The organism is Fibrobacter sp., from assembly GCF_045131395.1.
Classification (GTDB): Bacteria; Fibrobacterota; Fibrobacteria; order Fibrobacterales; family Fibrobacteraceae; genus Fibrobacter.
On sequence record NZ_JBGUQY010000002.1, the window covers coordinates 274,113 to 292,036 of the forward strand.

Annotated in this window: 12 protein-coding genes; 9 read left to right on the plus strand and 3 right to left on the minus strand. The window is 51.6% G+C overall.

Features of this window, described 5'->3' with window-relative positions; genetic code table 11:
- Positions 1-91 precede the first annotated feature (91 nt).
- Entirely contained in the window at positions 92-1,231 is a 1,140-nt protein-coding gene (locus ACJMNB_RS01200) for a family 16 glycosylhydrolase (RefSeq protein ID WP_405338142.1), read from the plus strand.
- Positions 1,232-1,457: 226 nt separating this feature from the next.
- Here the strand turns inward: ACJMNB_RS01200 and pflB are convergent, their stop codons facing one another.
- Together pflB and mltG are read right to left on the minus strand one after the other, a co-directional pair.
- Entirely contained in the window at positions 1,458-3,716 is a 2,259-nt protein-coding gene (gene pflB / locus ACJMNB_RS01205; RefSeq protein ID WP_405338145.1) for a formate C-acetyltransferase, read from the minus strand.
- Between the two features lie 235 nt (positions 3,717-3,951).
- Positions 3,952-4,959, minus strand: a complete 1,008-nt coding sequence (mltG, locus tag ACJMNB_RS01210) for an endolytic transglycosylase MltG (RefSeq protein WP_405338148.1) — start codon at positions 4,957-4,959, stop codon at positions 3,952-3,954.
- A 97-nt stretch (positions 4,960-5,056) separates the two neighbouring features.
- On the opposite strand from mltG, the gene ACJMNB_RS01215 reads away from it, so the two are divergent.
- The 8 genes from ACJMNB_RS01215 (at position 5,057) to ACJMNB_RS01250 (ending at position 16,315) form a co-directional block, all read left to right on the plus strand.
- Positions 5,057-5,494, plus strand: a complete 438-nt coding sequence (locus ACJMNB_RS01215; RefSeq protein WP_405338151.1) for a hypothetical protein — start codon at positions 5,057-5,059, stop codon at positions 5,492-5,494.
- 197 nt (positions 5,495-5,691) lie between these two features.
- Positions 5,692-8,241 carry a cellulase family glycosylhydrolase gene (locus ACJMNB_RS01220; protein ID WP_405338154.1) on the plus strand — a complete coding sequence of 850 codons (2,550 nt, stop codon included), beginning with the start codon at positions 5,692-5,694 and terminating at the stop codon, positions 8,239-8,241.
- A gap of 110 nt (positions 8,242-8,351) precedes the next feature.
- Complete coding sequence (locus ACJMNB_RS01225; protein WP_405338157.1) at positions 8,352-9,068, plus strand: AzlC family ABC transporter permease; 717 nt, start codon at positions 8,352-8,354, stop codon at positions 9,066-9,068.
- Positions 9,059-9,376: an AzlD domain-containing protein gene (locus ACJMNB_RS01230; RefSeq protein WP_405338159.1), complete on the plus strand. Its 318-nt coding sequence runs from the start codon at positions 9,059-9,061 to the stop codon at positions 9,374-9,376. Before ACJMNB_RS01225 ends, ACJMNB_RS01230 begins: the two co-directional genes overlap by 10 nt.
- 60 nt (positions 9,377-9,436) lie before the next feature.
- Positions 9,437-10,240 (plus strand): hypothetical protein, encoded by an 804-nt coding sequence (locus tag ACJMNB_RS01235; protein ID WP_405338161.1) that lies wholly within the window; start codon positions 9,437-9,439, stop codon positions 10,238-10,240.
- Between the two features lie 78 nt (positions 10,241-10,318).
- Positions 10,319-10,804, plus strand: a complete 486-nt coding sequence (locus ACJMNB_RS01240; RefSeq protein ID WP_405338163.1) for a hypothetical protein — start codon at positions 10,319-10,321, stop codon at positions 10,802-10,804.
- A gap of 9 nt (positions 10,805-10,813) precedes the next feature.
- A complete protein-coding gene (locus ACJMNB_RS01245) occupies positions 10,814-12,019 on the plus strand; it encodes a porin family protein (RefSeq protein ID WP_405338165.1) in 1,206 nt (401 codons plus the stop codon).
- 12 nt (positions 12,020-12,031) lie between these two features.
- Entirely contained in the window at positions 12,032-16,315 is a 4,284-nt protein-coding gene (locus tag ACJMNB_RS01250; RefSeq protein WP_405338167.1) for a fibro-slime domain-containing protein, read from the plus strand.
- A gap of 100 nt (positions 16,316-16,415) precedes the next feature.
- Here ACJMNB_RS01250 and ACJMNB_RS01255 read toward each other — a convergent pair whose 3' ends face one another.
- On the minus strand, positions 16,416-17,882 hold the full coding sequence (locus ACJMNB_RS01255) for a B12-binding domain-containing radical SAM protein (RefSeq protein ID WP_405338169.1): 1,467 nt from the start codon (positions 17,880-17,882) through the stop codon (positions 16,416-16,418).
- Between the last annotated feature and the right edge of the window lie 42 nt (positions 17,883-17,924).

Here is a 17,924-nt window from a genome sequence, read left to right on the forward strand (position 1 = left end):
AATTAGTACAGTTATGATTGGTTTGCGTTTCGGGTACTACCCAAGGGGTGGAAAAGGGGGTATATTTATATTCAAAGACAAGAGGTTTATTATGAAAACGAAATTCCTTCTCCCGATTATTGCACTTGGTCTGTTTGCCGCTTGTGGCGACGACAGCAGCTCTGGAGCTCCTGAAAACACTGTTCCTGGAACCGATCCCGCCGCAGTTGAAAATCCGACTGGCGACCCGGCTTCTAACCCCGCAGGTGACCCTGCCGGTGATCCGGCTGCTGATCCTGCTGGCAATACGGACCCTGCAGCAGACCCCGCTACCGATCCTGCAGGTGACCCGGCTACTGACCCGGCAACGGATCCTGCCGGCGACCCGGCAACCGACCCTGTCGTAGGCACTCCGGTCGATCCCTCTGCATCGGTGGCTGCATGCCGCAATTCTGCCCGTACTCCGGTTGTGGAACCGACCTATGCAGCAACGCCGTCTTCCGGTTCGTATGAGTACTTTGGTGCCGAACTTTCTGGTGTCGATCAGTTTAAGTATGGTCGTTTCGAAGCCTGTATGAAGATGGTCTCGATTCCGGGTTCTGTGAGCTCCATGTTCCTTTACTACGATGATTCCTGGAAGAAGGGCGATGAACCGTGGAACGAAATTGATATCGAAGTTCTCGGTAAGGGCGGTTCAATGTGGCAGTCCAACATCATCACTCGCGAAGGCGTTTCGACCATCGGCAAGAATACTTCTTCCGAAAGCAAGCCTCTGCATGAATTTGGCTTCGACGCAACTGAAGATTTCCACTTGTTCGCAATGACTTGGACACCTGAATATGTGTCTTGGGAAATTGACGGTGTAGAAATTCGCCGTGATACGCTGGGCATGATTCGTGGCACTCATGCTGACGCCGACCAGGTTGCATTCCTCACCAAGGATCAGTCGCTCCGCTTCAACCTCTGGGCATCCAAGAGCGCTGGCTGGGTAGGCGCATTCACGGGTGATGAACTTGCTGAAGCTCCTAAGGCTCAGTGGATTGACTTCGTGCGCGTCTATTCCTACGATACCGAAACCAAGTCCTTTACCGAATCCTGGGTTGATGACTTTGAAGGTTCTTCTCTGTCCGCTCACTGGTCTACCGGTAACTGGGAAATGGAAAAGGTGAATCTGGCTCCGGAAAATGTGGTGGTCGAAGACGGTTACTGCAAGCTCCTGATGACTCGCGCTGACGCAGCCGCTGCTGAATAGTCGTAATAGAAAAAGAGATTTTTGTTCTCCTCCATAAAAGTTGAACGCCCCGGAAGCTTGCTTCCGAGGCGTTTTTTAATGACGTCATGGCGGGCTAGACCCGCCATCTATTGTGGTAGAGCCGAGCGGTCTTCCGTGAGCAACAAAGCCCTCGGGTGTTAACCGAGGGCGGTTGCGAGAGCGAGGCGATATCACATTCTAGTGAATGCGGTAGAGCCGAGCGGTCTTATAGTACGCCGTGGCAGGTACGGCTGATTACGTCGTCCTGCTGTTCCTTCGTGAGAGAGAGGAACTTGACGGCGTAGCCGGAAACGCGGATGGTGAAGTTCGCGTATTCGGGCTTTTCCGGATGGGCCTGTGCGTCGAGGAGCTTTTCCACACCGAACACGTTCACGTTCAGGTGGTGTGCGCCCTGGGCGAAGTAGCCGTCCATGACGGTTACGAGCTTCTGGGAGCGTTCTTCGTCGCTGTGGCCGAGAGCGTTCGGGCTGATGGTCTGCGTGTTGCTGATACCATCGAGCGCGTATTCATACGGAAGCTTGGCGACAGAGTTGAGCGAGGCCAGCAGGCCGTTCTTTTCGGCGCCGTAGCTCGGGTTTGCACCGGGAGCGAACGGGGCGTGAGCCGGGCGACCGTCAGGGAGGCTGCCGGTGGCCTTGCCGTAAACAACGTTACTGGTAATCGTAAGAATCGACGTAGTCGGTTCGGCACCGCGGTAGGTGTGGTGTTTCTTGATCTTAGCGATGAATTCCTTGAGGAGCCATACTGCGATTTCGTCGGCGCGATCGTCGTCGTTGCCGTACTTCGGGAAGTCGCCTTCGATCTTGAAATCCTTCACGAGGCCGTTTTCGCCGCGAACGACAGAAACCTTGGCGTACTTGATGGCGCAGAGGCTATCGACCACGTGGCTGAAGCCTGCGATACCCGTTGCAAAGGTGCGGCGCACGTCGGTATCGATGAGGGCGAGTTCTGCAGCTTCGTAGTAGTACTTGTCGTGCATGTAATGGATCAGGTTCAGCGTATTCACGTAGATGCCTGCGAGCCATTCGAGCATGATGTCATACTTGTGCATCACTTCGTCGTAGTTCAGCACGTCGCCCGTAATCGGGGCGAGTTCGGGGCCAATCTGCATGCCGGGCACGAGACCGGCTTCTTCGTCCTTGCCGCCGTTGATAGCGTAGAGGAGAGCCTTGGCGAGGTTAGCGCGGGCGCCGAAGAACTGCATTTCCTTACCAGTCTGAGTAGCGGACACGCAGCAGCAAATGCTGTAGTCGTCACCCCATACCGGGCGCATCACGTCGTCGTTTTCATACTGGATCGAGCTGGTCGTCACAGAAATGAAGGCGGCGTATTCCTTGAAGTTTTCAGGGAGGCGCTTGGTGTAGAGAACGGTGAGGTTGGGTTCCGGAGACGGGCCCATGTTTTCAAGAGTGTGCAAGAAGCGGAAGTCGTTCTTGGTGACCATCGGACGGCCGTCCTGACCCATACCGCCGACTTCGAGGGTGGCCCACACCGGGTCGCCGCTGAAGAGCTGGTTGTAGGATTCGATACGGGCGAACTTCACCATGCGGAACTTCATGACCATGTGGTCCACCAGTTCCTGGGCTTCGCTTTCGGTGAGCGTGCCGTTCTTGAGGTCACGTTCGATATAAATGTCGAGGAAGGTTGAGATACGGCCAACGCTCATGGCGGCGCCGTTCTGGGTCTTGATAGCAGAGAGGTAACCGAAGTAGAGCCACTGGAAAGCTTCGCGGGCGTTCGTGGCGGGCTTCGAAATATCGAAGCCGTAGCTCTGGGCCATCACTTTCATGGCCTTGAGGGACTTGATCTGTTCGGCGACTTCTTCGCGGAGGCGGATCACGTCGTCGGTCATGGTGCCGTCACCCACGTGGGCGAGGTCGTTCATCTTCTGCTTGATAATGTAGTCGATACCGTAAAGAGCTACGCGACGGTAGTCGCCCACGATACGGCCGCGGCCGTAGGTATCCGGAAGACCGGTGAGCAAGTGAGCCTTGCGGACGGCGCGGATTTCAGGAGTGTAGCAATCGAACACAGCCTGGTTGTGGGTCTTGTGGTAATCGGTAAAAATCTTGTGGAGGTCTGCGCTCGGCTGGTAGCCGTACTGCAGGCAGGATTCTTCGGCCATCTTGATGCCGCCGAACGGCATGAAGGCGCGCTTCAGGGGTTTGTCAGTCTGGAGGCCGACGACCTTTTCCAGGTCCTTGAGGCCTTCGCTGATGTAGCCCGGCTTATGGCTCGTAATCGTCGAGACGATGTCGGTGTCCATATCGAGCACGCCGCCCTTCTTGCGTTCTTCAGCCTGCAGCTTCTGCAGCTCGCCCCACAACTTTTCCGTTGCGTCGGTCGGGCCTGCGAGGAAGGACTTGTCTCCTTCGTAGGCGGTGTAGTTACGTTGAATAAAGTCGCGGACGTTGATTTCGCTCTGCCAAAGTCCACCTTCAAAGCCTTTCCATGCTTCGCTCATGATTTTCCTTCTTTGCTCGGCTTTCCAACGCCATAAATTTGGGCGGCCGAGTCTTCTTTTACTGTTCTTATGTGTGCCCCAAATATAGAAAATAAGGGGGTGCTCCCAAAGGGATTCCGCGGACTATATTTTGCTTTCCGTCAGGCGCTTTTAAGGTAAAAAAAGGCCTCTTTTTTCAAGAGGCCTTACAGGTTGTGTAATTCTGCAACCATCAATGAGTTAGAATGTTCTTGCCTTATTCACCGCGGTTCTTGGCGGCGACGTCCTTGTATTTGTTGTGGTCGGACAGGTTGCTGCTGAAGAAATGGGTCATGGAGCCATCGTCCTTTGCGACAAAATAGAGGGCTTCGGTCTTGGCGGGGAACAGGGCGGCCTCGATAGCCTTGCGGCCCGGATTCGAGATGGGACCGGGCATGAGTCCCTTGAACTTGCGGGTGTTGTAGGGACTGTCGCTGTTGAGCTGGCTCTTGTAGATGGGACCGGTCAGGTTCTTGAAGATGAACCGCACCGTGGGGTCTGCTCCCAGCGGCATGCCGATGCGCAGGCGGTTGTGGAACACTCCTGCAATCAGCGGGCGTTCTTCGGGAATGCCGGTCTCTTCTTCTACCACGCTAGCCAGGGTCAGCACCTTGTGCCAGTTTCCGAGAGTCTTCCACATGGAGCCGGGCTTCTTTTGCATTTCGTCGCGGACCTTCAGGTTGGCGGCCACCATCTGTTTCAGGATGGTTTCTTCGTTGGCGTCGATGGGGAAGGGATAGGTGTCGGGGAGCAGGTAGCCTTCCAAGGAGTTTGCCTCGACGCCGAGGCTGCGGGCGAACTTCGGGTCTTGGACGAGCTTGTTCCAGCGGGTCTCGTCCAGGTCCGGGTAAGCCTTTTTCAGGTAGTCGGGAATTTCCCAAGAGGCTCGACCTTCGGGGATAGTTACGCGGCGCACGGCGACCTTGCCGCTTGCAATAATGTCCAGTACCTGGGGTAGTGTAAGCCCTGCGGGGATTTCAAACCAGCCGGCCTTGAGGCTCGGGTTCAACCTTTTCATGGTCAACCGGAAGGCGAGGTCGTCGCTCCAGATTCCGTTCTGTCTTAGAATCTGGAAAACTTTCGAGGGAGAACTGCCCTTGGGGACTTCCAGGAGCACGGTTTGACTGTTTTGAGCCTTTTCCTCCATCCTAGACTTGAGGTTTAGGGCTAAAAAAGTGCCCAAAAGTGCCAAAATGAGGGTCAAAATAAGTAAAATCTTCTTCATATCGCAAAAATTTAAAAGAAATTGTGACGAAAGTCAAAAATAAAAGGTATATTCGTATCTGCATTGTCAAGTTTTTAACCTGTTTCTGAGGAAAGATATGAAAAAGGTGCTTTTAATTGCTCTTGCTCTGATGGTTAGCGTTTCCTTCGCTGCTGGCAAGAAGGTCAAATCTAAGCTGGGTGACGTGGACCTGACCAAGGAAAAAGATGGCGGTTCCGTTGTTTGTACCGCAAGCTTCAATGATGAACTCACTATCCTTAAGGACGGTGAAACCGAAGTGCTCGTGAAGGGTCCGTGCGGACAGGGTTGGGTTCAGAAATCCAAGATTGAATATGTTGCACAGGCTGCAGGCGATAAGTCCATGAAACTCGATCAGGTGGACGTGGTCGGCTGGCTCGATAACCCCAGCGCCGTGTTCGTGTTGGAAAACGACGACCTGGATCTCGACGGTGTGAACATCGACCGTGACTTCAAGGAATACTTGCAGCACACGATGGACCGTGAACAGATGGAAATGCACAACAACGAAAACTAATTCGTTTCGCGACATTTCGCTTACTGGTTGCCTGGCTTAAAAAGCCGGGCTTTTTTTTTCTGGAACTTTTATTTCCGCCTTATAAAAGCATGTTTACGCCCGTATCCTTATAAAAAAATTATGTGCTTGAAATCACGTGGAAAAGTGGGTCCATTAATCTAAATTTGTCAGCGAAAAATTGGTAAAAAAGAGGATGTATGGCAATCAATTTTAGCGCAAAGATGTTGGGCTTGGGCGTACTCGCCATGGGCCTTGTCTCGCTCTCTTTTGGTCGCGTGGGCCCGGTGAGTGCTTACGGCCAATTGCAGGCTGGTAAAAACTCTAGTGGCAAGGGCCAGATTTATGGCGCCTGCAAGGGCGTTGCCGACGGGGCCGAAGTTGCCGTGCAGGGCATGAGCCTTTTCTGGAGCATTTCCAGCGATGTTGGCGCTCCCTTCTGGACTGCTGAACATGTGGATAAGCTTGTCAAGGAGCAGAATATCCAGCTGATTCGCGCTCCCATGGGTGTTGACGAAGACTGGTATGCTGGCAACTACTTTACGAATACCGGCTATTACCAGGGTTTGATGAATACTGTGGTGCAGGCAGCCATCGACAACGATATCTACGTGATTATTGACTATCATAGCCACCATGCTGCCGACAACCCGAGCAACGCAAAGGCATTCTTTGCTACCATGGCCCAGAAGTGGGGCGGCTACGACAACGTGATTTTTGAAATCTTCAATGAACCGTTACAAGATCAGTCTTGGGGTTCTATCAAGACCTACGCCGACGATGTGGTGAAGACTATTCGAGAGTATTCGGATAACTTGATTGTGGTGGGTACCCGCAGTTGGGACCAGTATCCGAATGAAGCGGCGAGCAGCCCTGTTGCCGATTCCAAGAATAACATCGCTTACACCTTCCACTACTATGCCGGCTCGCACTATACCACTGAAGAAGGTAAAAATGCTGTTTCGGCAATGAATAGCGGCCTTTCTGTGTTTGTGACCGAATGGGGCACTGTCGATGCTTCGGGTAACGGCGGCTTCAATTCCTCCAATAGTACCACTTGGTACAACTGGATGAAAACGCACAAGCTTTCCGGTGCGAACTGGTCTGTGTCCAACAAGGATGAATCCGCTTCCTACTATTCAGGCGGCATGAACAATCTGTCTTATTCTACGAGCGGCCAGTGGGTGAATTCCAATGTGTTCGCCTCGCTCCCCAAATCTTATACGGCATGCTCCGGCGTTCCGGCTTCTAGCAGCTCTGCCGCAAGTTCTTCTAGCTACGTGCAGCCGGCAGGCACTACCGACTACATCGATGACTTGGAAGATGGCGACAACTATACCTATACCGGTGGCGAATGGTATGCCTACACCGATGATGGTGACCTTGGTGCTTCCACGATTACCAACGGCGAGGGCGCCCGCGGTGGTTATGATGTAGTTATCGCTGGCTCCAAGGCCGGTGACTCCAGCAAGTACGTGGCTGGCGTTACGGGAATCAAACTCTCGCAGGGTGATAACTTGTACGATCCCTATGTGGCTTTGGGCCTTTCGCTGAATGCAAAGCAGACCGCCTACGATTTGTCCGCTTGCAAGCAGATTACCTACAGGTACAAGGGTGCTGCCCATAACTTCAAGGCCGAAGATACAGAAGTCTTGGATTATGGATACCATCAGATTCATAAGTCTGCATCTAGCACCTGGACGACGGTGACGGTTCCTTGGGATATGCTTTCCCAGGAAGCATGGCCTGATCCGGTGGATCTTTCTCAAAAGCGCATTGCCAAGCTTACGTGGGAAGTCAAGGGCGATCAGCCGACTCTGAACTACTTGTATGTTGACGATGTGCGTTGCACGGGAATGGCGATTGCGCTTCCGACCTCTTCTAGCTCTTCGGTGCGCTCTTCCAGCTCCGCTGCCCGTTCCTCCAGTTCTGTGGCACGCTCCTCTAGCTCGCTGGCGTCTTCTTCCAGTGTTGCAAGTTCCTCTTCTGTTGTCCGTTCTTCCAGCTCCGTGGTTCGCTCCTCCAGTTCTGCCGTTGCCTCGAGTAGTTCTGTAGTGCGTTCTTCCAGCTCTGTTGTCCGCTCTTCCAGTTCTGTTGCACGCTCCTCTAGCTCTGTCGTGTTGTCCTCCAGTTCCGTCGTTCGCTCCTCTAGCTCTGTGGTGTCTTCGTCTAGCGCGGTAAGCAGTTCTTCTGTAGCCCCTGTTGTCGTTGTCAGCGGCGATTTGGAACAGTCCGTTGCTCAGGGTGGCAAGCTTGAAGCTGTTACCTTTAAGAACGCCAGGGATTACACTCGCACTTGGAACCTGTACTTCCTGGACTTTGAATCGAATAACCAAGGCTTGGTCGTTTCGGGTATCGTTCCGAAGGAATTCGCTGCAGGCAACTATACCGAGACCTTTACCATTGGAGCACAGGAGTACAAACTGAAGTTGACGGTGATTGCCGCCGAAAGCAGTTCTTCTGTTGCAGAAACCAGTAGCTCGACTAATCCTGCTTCTAGCTCCAGCGGAACAACGGGTATCGTTGCTCAGCGTATGGGGTCGATGACGCTTGCCGTTGAGGGCCGCATGCTCCTTGTGGGCGGTGTGGAATGGGCCGACGTTAACGTGTTCGACTTGCAGGGACGCCCGGTGGCCAGCTTCAAGCAGGTGAAGGGTTCCGTTGCTCTTGACATGCTCCGCCAGGGGAACTACCTTGTCCAGGTGCGTTCGGGCTCCAATAGCTTGATCCGTCGAATCGCAATTAAGTGATATAGACCTTTGTAGTGCAGAATCCCCGCTTTATGTCGGGGATTTTTTTTCTTTGCATAAATTTGCATATTTGCATACTGCTCTAATAGTTTTTTCTATATTTTGGGCCCATGAGATTTTCGGATGGTGTAAGAGACGGCTTTCCTATAGGACTCGGCTACTTTGCAGTGTCGTTTTCCTTTGGTATTGCCGGGTCCAAGTTGATTAGTTGGCCGCTGGTTACTTTTATCTCGATGACGAACCTGACTTCTGCAGGGCAGTTTGCAGGACTCCAGATTATGTCCGATGCCGCCGGCACCTTTATCGAAATGGCAATCGCCACATTCTTCATCAACTTGCGTTATAGCCTTATGGCTATTTCCTTGTCCCAAAAGGTTTCGCCGAGTTTTGGTACCTTCAAGCGTTTGCTTTTGGCAACGGGCATTACCGATGAAATCTATGCCCTTGCGGTGAGCCAGAGGGAACCGGTGACTGCTCGGTATTTTGCAGGACTCATGGCGTTGCCTTATATCGGTTGGTCTTCGGGTACTTTGTGCGGTGCTATTTGTGGCGAGATTTTGCCCGGGATCGTCACGAATGCCTTGGGCGTTGCCCTCTATGGCATGTTTATCGCCATCGTTGTTCCGCAAATGAAGGCTCATCGCCCCACATTTATCGCGGTTTTGATAGCGATTGCTTGTAGTCTTGCATTCAAGTTTGTACCGGCGCTAAGCGGCGTGACTGTTGGCTTTGCCATCATTATTTGCGCCCTGGTAGCCTCGCTTATCGGTGCGGCACTGTTCCCGATTAAAGATGGTGAGGATTCGCAGGAGGATGCATGCACATAAGAGATTATTTCTTGTTCCTGCTCGTGATGGCAGGCGTGACATACCTGTTGCGTGCGGTCCCCTTTGTTCTGCTAAAGGGTAAAATCAAGAGCCGTTTTTGGCGTTCCTTCTTGGCTTATGTGCCTTACACCGTACTTGCCGCCATGACGGTTCCTGCCATTCTGTATTCGACGGATAGGGTGCTTTCAGGTGCCTGCGCCTTGGTTGCCGCGGTAATTGCGTCGCTTTTGGGCCAAGGCCTTGTGGGCGTTGCCGTTGTGGCCTGCCTTACCGTTCTCGGTGTCGACGGCATCTCTATGTTGTTTTAAGTACGTCATCGCGAGCCGTTGGCGTGGCGATCCAAATGACGTAATTTCTACATTTACTTTATGCAATCGGAAGTATGGAAAAAAATTCAGGACATTTGCGATAAGCTGTCCAAAGTCACCTACGAGAACCTGACGAAAATTATCCGTCTGGAATCGACAGGGAGTTCTTCCGCCGCGCAAAAACTGGATGACAGTTTTCAGAACGATGTGGATGCTTGGATGGGTGGCGGCACCTGCTTTAGCATGACCTGGCACCTGTATCAGGTTTTCAAGGACATGGGGTTGAACCCGCGTCTTGTCATGGGCCACAAGCGCAAGGAACGCAATATTCACTGCGCCCTCATTTTGCCCGACGACGACCCCGCTGCGTCATTACGAGCCGAAGGCGCGGCAATCCATAAAACAGAATACCTCTTCGACCCTGGTTATCTGATTTTTGATCCGCTTCCCATGCCCTTGCCGTCGCCGTTCGGTACGGGGTCTGCGTTCTTTCCGCTAGTCCCTAACTGTGTAAGGCTGGACCGCCCGACTATGGATAGCATGGCCTTGTGGACGGGTGGCGCAGGCGCTCCCATGAAACTTCGTTTTGAATACCCTGTCGAGGGCGTGTCTGTCGAAGAATTTAAGCAGCACTGGAATGAAAGCTTTTACCGGGAAATGATGACTTATCCGGTGCTGAATCGCTTGGATCGGGAGAGGGGCGTGCAGTACTATTACCAGAAGGGTAACCTCGTGACCCGCGATGCCCATGGTTCCCGTATCGAAAAAATAGAGGAATCTTCCCGCGTTGAAACTTTGAGCCGCATTTTTGACTTGAAACCCGAACTCATTGAACGGGCCTTGGATATTTTGAAATCCAGCTAAAAGCCCCCATTGTAGACAAATATTTTCACGATTTCTTAAAAAAAATATATCTTTGCTATATAATAAAGAGGTGAAAATATGAAAAAACTTGCCCTAGCAGTCCTGTCTGTCGTTTCGCTGGCTTTTATGGCTTGCGGTCCGTCTAAACTCGAAATCCAGGAAGCATCTTCGCAGAGCGATGTGATCCTCGAAGTGCGCCAGGTTTTGAATGACTCCATTAGCCTGTTCGTGGGCAATACTTTCTACCTCAATTCAAAGCAGGTCATTTCTGACGAAATGTATCCGCTTTTGGTCAGTACCCGTGACCCGGCCGAACTTGAAAAGCCGACCGCAACGGATATCCTGAATAACGATGAGGACTTTTTGAATTACCTGCGTCGTAAGTCTCCGGACCTGATGAATGTGGGAATTGTGATTGGCGAAACGGCTTACAACGAAATTGGCTTTGAAGAAGCCCCCGTTGTTGCGAAGCTGACTGCGGTCTTCAAGAAGTTACAGGGTGGCTCGTTGGTTCTTTTCCATGAAAAGGCTGGCGAACTTACTGACATGAAGAAATTGTACTAATAGGGAAATATGAAAACGATTCGCAATATACTCTGTGCGGGCACCTTGTTGCTCGCTTTCTCTGCATTTGCCCAGGACGATCTTTGGGGAGATGCTGTCGTTGGTAAGCCTAAAGTGGTTGAACAGCCGAAGCCGGCGCCTCAGCCTAAGCCCGCTCCCGCTCCGAAGCCAGCTCCTCAACCCAAGCCCGCTCCGGCTCCCGTACAACAGGCAAAACCGGCTCCAGCGCCGCAGCCTGCGCCTGCTCCGGCTCCCGTGCAGCAGGCCGAACCGGCTCCTGCCCCGCAACCTGCCCCAGCTCCGGCTCCCGTGCAACAGGCCGAACCGGCTCCAGCGCCACAGCCGACGCCAGCCCCGGCTCCCGTGCAGCAGGCGGAACCGGTTCCTGCCCCGCAACCTGCGCCCGCTCCGGCCCCAGTGCAGCAAGCAGAACCAGCTCCTGCTCCGCAGCCGGCTCCTCAACCGGTTGTCAAACCCGTCGAGAAGCCCGCTCCCGCCGCTAAAGAGGTTGCCGCAGCTCCTGCCGCAGCCGCCAAGACCTCTTCTGATCCCGGCATAAAGCGTTTCTGGGCTGGTCTTACTGTGGCTGGGACCTATAACGATTTCCATAGCACCAAGTTCGGTTTCGACAATATCGAATCGGGCGAGGGTTACCAGTTGACGGTCAAGGGATCGAACGATATCATGGCCAACTATTGGGGCCTGGGCGCCAATGTGGGCTTGAGTGGCTTGTTCCTGATTAACTCCTATTTTGGCGTTCGTGCCGATTTGGCCCTTGCATCGAGGCGCGGTGACGGCGAATCCGATGTTTCGGTAAGACTGTATTGGGATGACGAAACCCGTCAGCCCGAAAAATCCGATATCAAGATGAAGTATTATGTGCGCCAGATGAATATCGATGTGCCTCTGGCCTTGCGCTTTATGTTCCCCTCCAGGGTTTACCTTGAAGCGGGCCCCATGATGTCCTTTAATCTGTATTCCAAGACCAAGTTCTCGGTGACGGATATTTATGGTACCGAAGAATTTAGGGATCACAATTGCTTTAACACCTTTGAATTTGCGACGGTGTACGGAATCGGCGGAATGCGACCCATCGGAAAAACGATGCTCGATATTGGACTGCGTTTTGTGTATGGCATTACGGCCCTTAGCGATGCCGATGATTCTCCCAAGACATGGCAGTGGCAGTTCAACATTGCTTACTGGTTTATTTAAAGGAGTATAAAAATGAATACGATGATAAAGAAGTTTGTGTTTGTATTGCTCCTTGCTATGGCAGGAGTGCAGAATGCGTTTGCATTGGCTTGCGAAGGTACTATTTATTTCAAGGCACCGGAGTCTTGGAGTAAAGTGTATTTGATGTCAGCTGCTAGTTTCTCTCTGTTGCCTCAGGAGATGCTTCATAATGGATGGTATGTTATTTCTGCTGCAAGTGTAGGTCAGTCTTTTGAATCAAGATTCCTATTTACTAGTACTTCTGATTACATATACAATAAGGCTGTGACGGCATCCTTATATGATCAAGGCGATTGGGATCAAATGAATACATTTTCATGTGCAGATGAGGAAGTTCTTTACATTTACGAAAATCCCAAAGATCCTGGTAAAACCGTAGTTTCTGCAAATCCTCCTGACGCCAAGTATTTCTTTGTGATGATTCCTCCTGATTTTGAAGAATGGATGTCGTCTGTCCCCATGATCAGTATGGATGGCGGTAAGACCGGTAGGCCCATGACTGCTGTGGCGGATATGTGCGGTTGGTACTCTTATGTGTTCTGGAATGAAGAAATCACAGATGAAGTGGTGCTTTATCGTGACGAAGACATTGACCGTGAAGATATGATTGGCGTGTACGGCAACTGGGAACCGGGGAATACGGCACAGCCGATTCCGCTGGGACTGTTCTACAGTATGGGTGTAGATTCCCTGTTCTTTGTACCAGACGAAGAGCAAAAAACGAATGAAGATGGTTTTTATTACAGTGCTGCCGAAATCGATGGCATTGAAGGAACATGCTCTTATTCGTTAGCCGCCATCATTTATGATACCGATGCCAAATTGCATCCGTCATTCTCCTGTTATTCTGCTGGTGGCGAGGGGTGCCAATTTGGTTTTCCTGGTGTAGATTCTATTACTGTCAGAACTGCTATTAATACTTGTATTGGTGTGACTCCGGGACTTGTAGAATCTACCTTGGACCCCACCACGAAAAAGCCGAAGCTGTCTAAGGCTGGAGCGAAATGCTTTATAAATGAAACGTTCTTTAATCAGCTGTTTAACTATACTGAAAATGTAAACGAAAAGAGCTGCTACGATATGCCGTTTACTCGGAGTAGCGACGGTAAGTGGGAATTCGATTCGGACTACTATACTAGTCCCGGCGTAACAGCTCAGGGTGGTTTCTATCCGGTGGAACTTTCGACGGATGAGTTCATTTTGGCTGCAGATCCGACTCAAAAACCTGTGAGCGACGCTCGTATCAAACGAGCTGCTGAAGGACCTGTTTTCTATGGGCCAAAACTTCGACAATTAGATCCTGCTGAAGGAGCCCCTTTAATTGACTTGGCATGTAATGGCCCCGGTTGGGATAAGGGATATGATTGTACAGGCTTGTTTGGAGATGGTGCTTCTACCGAGGAAGCCTTAAGTGAATGGCTTGGTTTAAGTTCTGGTGATTGCGTGTTTGGTTGGAGTTGCCTTGAATCCGGGGCTCCAGCGGGATGGTCGTTTTTTGAGTATGGCACAGAAACCCCTGTGTCGTCATCTGCATCATCGAGAAGTCCTAGTGCTCGTTGGACCTCAAAGACTGGCCGTAACCAGCACTTCTGTTTTGAATCCCACGCTAAGTTTACCCACAAGCCTGGACTTCGCTTCAGCTTCCGCGGAGACGATGATATTTGGGTTTTCGTAGACAACAAGCTGGCCGTAGACCTTGGCGGTACCCACTTGGCTGCTCCTGGTTATGTCGATTTGGATAGGTTCGAAGGCTTGAGTGGAAAGCTCATAGTGGGCAACCAATACGATATCGATATCTTCTTCTGCGACCGTCGTACCACCATGAGTAACGTACGTATCAAGACGAATATGTACATCTTGCAGAAGTCTGCTATCGAAGTGAGGTCGGCAAAGAGCAAACAGAATCCAGCCGAACTTTCTTATGACGTTTGTTATACTACGTCTGGTGATGGCTCTTGCGCTGCTGCCATGACGGGTGGCAAGAGTGAAGAAACCTATTGCGGTGGTGAGATTGCGAATGCTGGTCTAAACATTTCTTATACTCTTGTAAAAGGAAACCTGATTTCTTCTGAACCGGTACCAGGTTTTGAAAATGTGTCTACTCCAGGTGTGTACAAGTGTGGCTTTGATTTGACTTCCTTGACTGCTCCGAAGGTGGACAAGGAAAAGGTTTGCTTGGGCGGAGGTCGCTACACGTTGTTCATGAATATCGACGGAAAGTCTAAGAAACTGTCGACTATCCGTGTAGCAAGTGGCACCGTGGATGTAGTTTATCGAGACGCTTTTGTAAAGAATGCCAATGACGAAACCATTGACACGATTGCCTTGCAGACAACTGCTCTGGGTGGTGAATTGGTTCCGGTTTACATTTCTAACGTAGAAGAACCCCTTGAATCAGGCAATCCGCTGGAAGTGTTCCCGCAAGATGTTTCGGGAATTGTGTACACCCTTTCATACAGCGATGTTATGGACGTGTACTACAAGGATGATTCTGGGGAACTCAAGCTGTTGACTTCCGGTCAAAAGAGAATGATTGGTGAATCTGGTATCGACACTGTCTATGCAACTGTCGCTATGAAAAATTTGACGGAACCGATTCAGACTTTTAAAATAAAGGTGTCTGGCGGAGATAACGCCATGTCAATCAGCTATTACTTGCCGAAGTTGGCATTCGTGTCTACTTCTGATCCGACGACAGCTGTTCAAGAAAAGGGACAACAACCCGGTGCCGATGGCACTTACGAAGAACGCTGGGTTGGCTCTGTTTATGATTTGTATGTGGCGATTCTTAAGCCCGATGTGAACGGTAAGTATTATTTCTGTCAGCAGGAATGCGATGGCATCCAGATTCACAAGGGTATAGAGACTTCTCCGAAAATTGAATTCGTCTCCGACACTATTGCCTTTGTAAACGGCATTGCGACGGTTTCTGTGCGTTCGCTCAAGGCTTATCGTTACGATTCCGATCCTGATATCGATAATCCGGCGACAATCGCTGTGGAATACAACGATGCTGTGGGGACTACCTATTCGCCTATTTATTTCCGCCAGTCTCCGGTTCCTTACCCGGTTATGGCTGATGTGTTTGACGTGCATGGAACAATGCCTACCCAGAAATACAAGATTCCGGAACCGTACTTTAGCTTGAATTACGAGTATCTGGATGGTATTGCTGATTCTGTGGCAATTTATTTCAATCGCGCCATTCACAAGGATTCCTTGCCGAACAAGGTGTGTGTACTGTGGGATTCTGTCTCTGCCGAAGCGCATAACCCCTACGAAGAAGGATTCTCCACCTCTGCCAAAGACAACCTGGTTTATTGTAACGCCTTGATTTCGGTGAGCAACGATAATATTGACTGTTCTTCGAAGAAGGATGGTTATTGTTCCAATGTTGTGACCGTAGGCGGTATTGCACTTTCTAAGGATGTGAAGACGGCTGGAGTGGGTAAGGTCTATGCCTATTCCGAATTCAGTGATAAGGGCAAATCGGTTAAGCAGAGCTTTGTTGGCTCTTTGACCGATCGAATTGCTCCTGTGCCGTTGCGTGCCGAACTGTTCAGCATGAAAAATGCAAAGGGTGAACCTACAGGTCGCGATAGTCTGGTGTTGACGCTTTCTGAACCGGTGGTATTGAGCACGGAATCCAAGAAGCGGACTTCTTTGGGCTTCTACCTGAATTCTGCAACCAGCATCAAGTCCGAGGCAGATCGCTTTGTCTCTACAAAGGTGGAATCCGAACTGGATCCCTCCATTACGACCGATGGAACCTTGGGCAAGGTCCGCTTTGTTTACGACAGCAAAAAGCTTGCCCCGCAGGCGGGCGATTATGTGCGTCTTATGGCCGATTTGGATAAGGTGTACTGGACTGATTTGGTTAAGTTGAGCAATAAGGATACTTTGCGCGCCAAGGCCGATGCCGATTATCATTGGAATTCACCGACGGCCTACAACGAAACGGTTCGCTTGCCCTCGCCGTGGGTGCCCGTGGTCAAGGAAGGCAGCGCCATTGACGCTGAAGAAAAATCCCAGGATGGCGATGAAGAGTTTGCTGAGCCTTCTTTCCGCATCAAGATGGTTGGCCCCTTCCAGTTCAAGATTGTAATGGAGGAACCAGCTTCTGCATTACAGAAGACCTATGCGGTTATGGATTTGCAGGGTCGCATCGTGCAGCAAGGCAAGATTACGTCTGCCGAGACCGTTGTCCCTGCGCTGGGTTCCGGTTCTTACGTAGTAAGGATTGGCATTGCCATGCGCCGAGTGAACGTAAAGTAGGCTGAATACAAAGTAAAAACAAAAACCGCGACTTGTTAGTCGCGGTTTTTTCCATAATTGTCATTCCGGCTTTGATAGGCGGATTGCACTTTTAGTGCTTTTATTCCTTCACTGTCGGAGCCTGGCGTGCCACGGGAGCGAGCTGGCCGTGCTTGCGGAACAGGTGCTTCACAAGCGTGCCGAAGCCACGCATCACGCGGTAGCGTTCGCGCGGGTTCTTGATAGCCATGATTCCCTGACGCAGAATGTAGCTCGGACGCAGGTAGAATTCACGGCGGGCCTTGTCGCAGAAGTCAACAAGTGCCTGGCTGGTGAGTTCGCCGCGTTGGATTGTTGTGCGGTGGAACCCGTCCTTGTCGAGCCACTGGTTGTAATCCTTTGTCTGCAGGGCGCCACTTGCGAGAGCTTCCTTGTAGGCTTCGGTGCCGGGGTATGCCATGATGGGGTAGAACTGAGCCGTATTCGGGTTCAACTTCTTGGCGTAGTCGAGCGTCATGCGGAGTGTTTCTGGCGTGTCGCCCGGGTTGCCTACCATGAAGCAGCCGTGCACCAGCAGGCCTGCCTTGCGGGCGTTCTTAGTGAATTCGATTGCCTTGTCTGTGTTCTTCACACCCTTGTGGATGTTTTCGAGAACCACAGGAGAGGCGCTTTCGAAGCCCACACACATTTCGCGGCCGCCGGCCTTTTTCATGAGCTTGAGCAGGTCGAGAGGCACATCGGCGCGGGCGTTGCAGCTCCAAGTAATCTTGAGGCCGCGTTCCAGAATCAGGTTACAGATTTCGCGAACGTGTTCGTGGCTTGCGGTAAAGGTATCGTCTTCGAAGAATACTTCACCCAGGTCATCAAAGTTGTCCTTGATGTACTGCAGTTCGTCCACCACGTCCTTCGGGGAGCGGCGGCGGAACTTGTGGCCGTTCAGCGTCTGCGGAATCACGCAGTAGCTGCAGCGGTTCGGGCAACCGCGGCCCGACAGAATCACAATCAGCGGGTTCAGGTTGGCGCCGTAGAAATACTTCTTGTAGCAGCTGTAAAGGTACTTGCGGTAAACCTTGGAAACCCAGGGGATTTCGTCCAGGTTTTCGATCTTCGGGCCTTCGGGCTGGAAGTCCACCTTGCCGTCTTTGCGGAAAGCCAGGCCTGCGATACTCGAAATGTCGGCAATGTCGCCGCGCAGGTAGCGGGCGAGGTTCCTTGCGGTGTAGTCCGCTTCGCCAATAATCACGAAGTCCAGGCTGGGTTCCATTTCCATGGATTCCAGCGGTTCGGCGGTGGCGTGGGTGCCCATGATGGCGACTTTCGTATTCGGGAGAGCTTCCTTGATGGCGTGCACCACCTTCAGGTCGTTCAAAATACTCGGAGTACTCGTGCTGCAAACCACGAGTTCGGGGTCAAACTTCTTGATACCTTCCAAGGTCTGCGCAAGGTCCAGTTCCATGGCCGGGCTATCGATGAGCTGGATTTCGTTTCCGTCGGCTTCGACAGTGCCGGCGGCGTAGCTCAAAAACATGGGCCAGTAAAGGGTAGACGACTTGGTCACGCACGGACTGCGGGACTCGCGACTGAACATCGGATGAAATGGGGGATTTAAAAAAGTAATGCGCATAAGCAA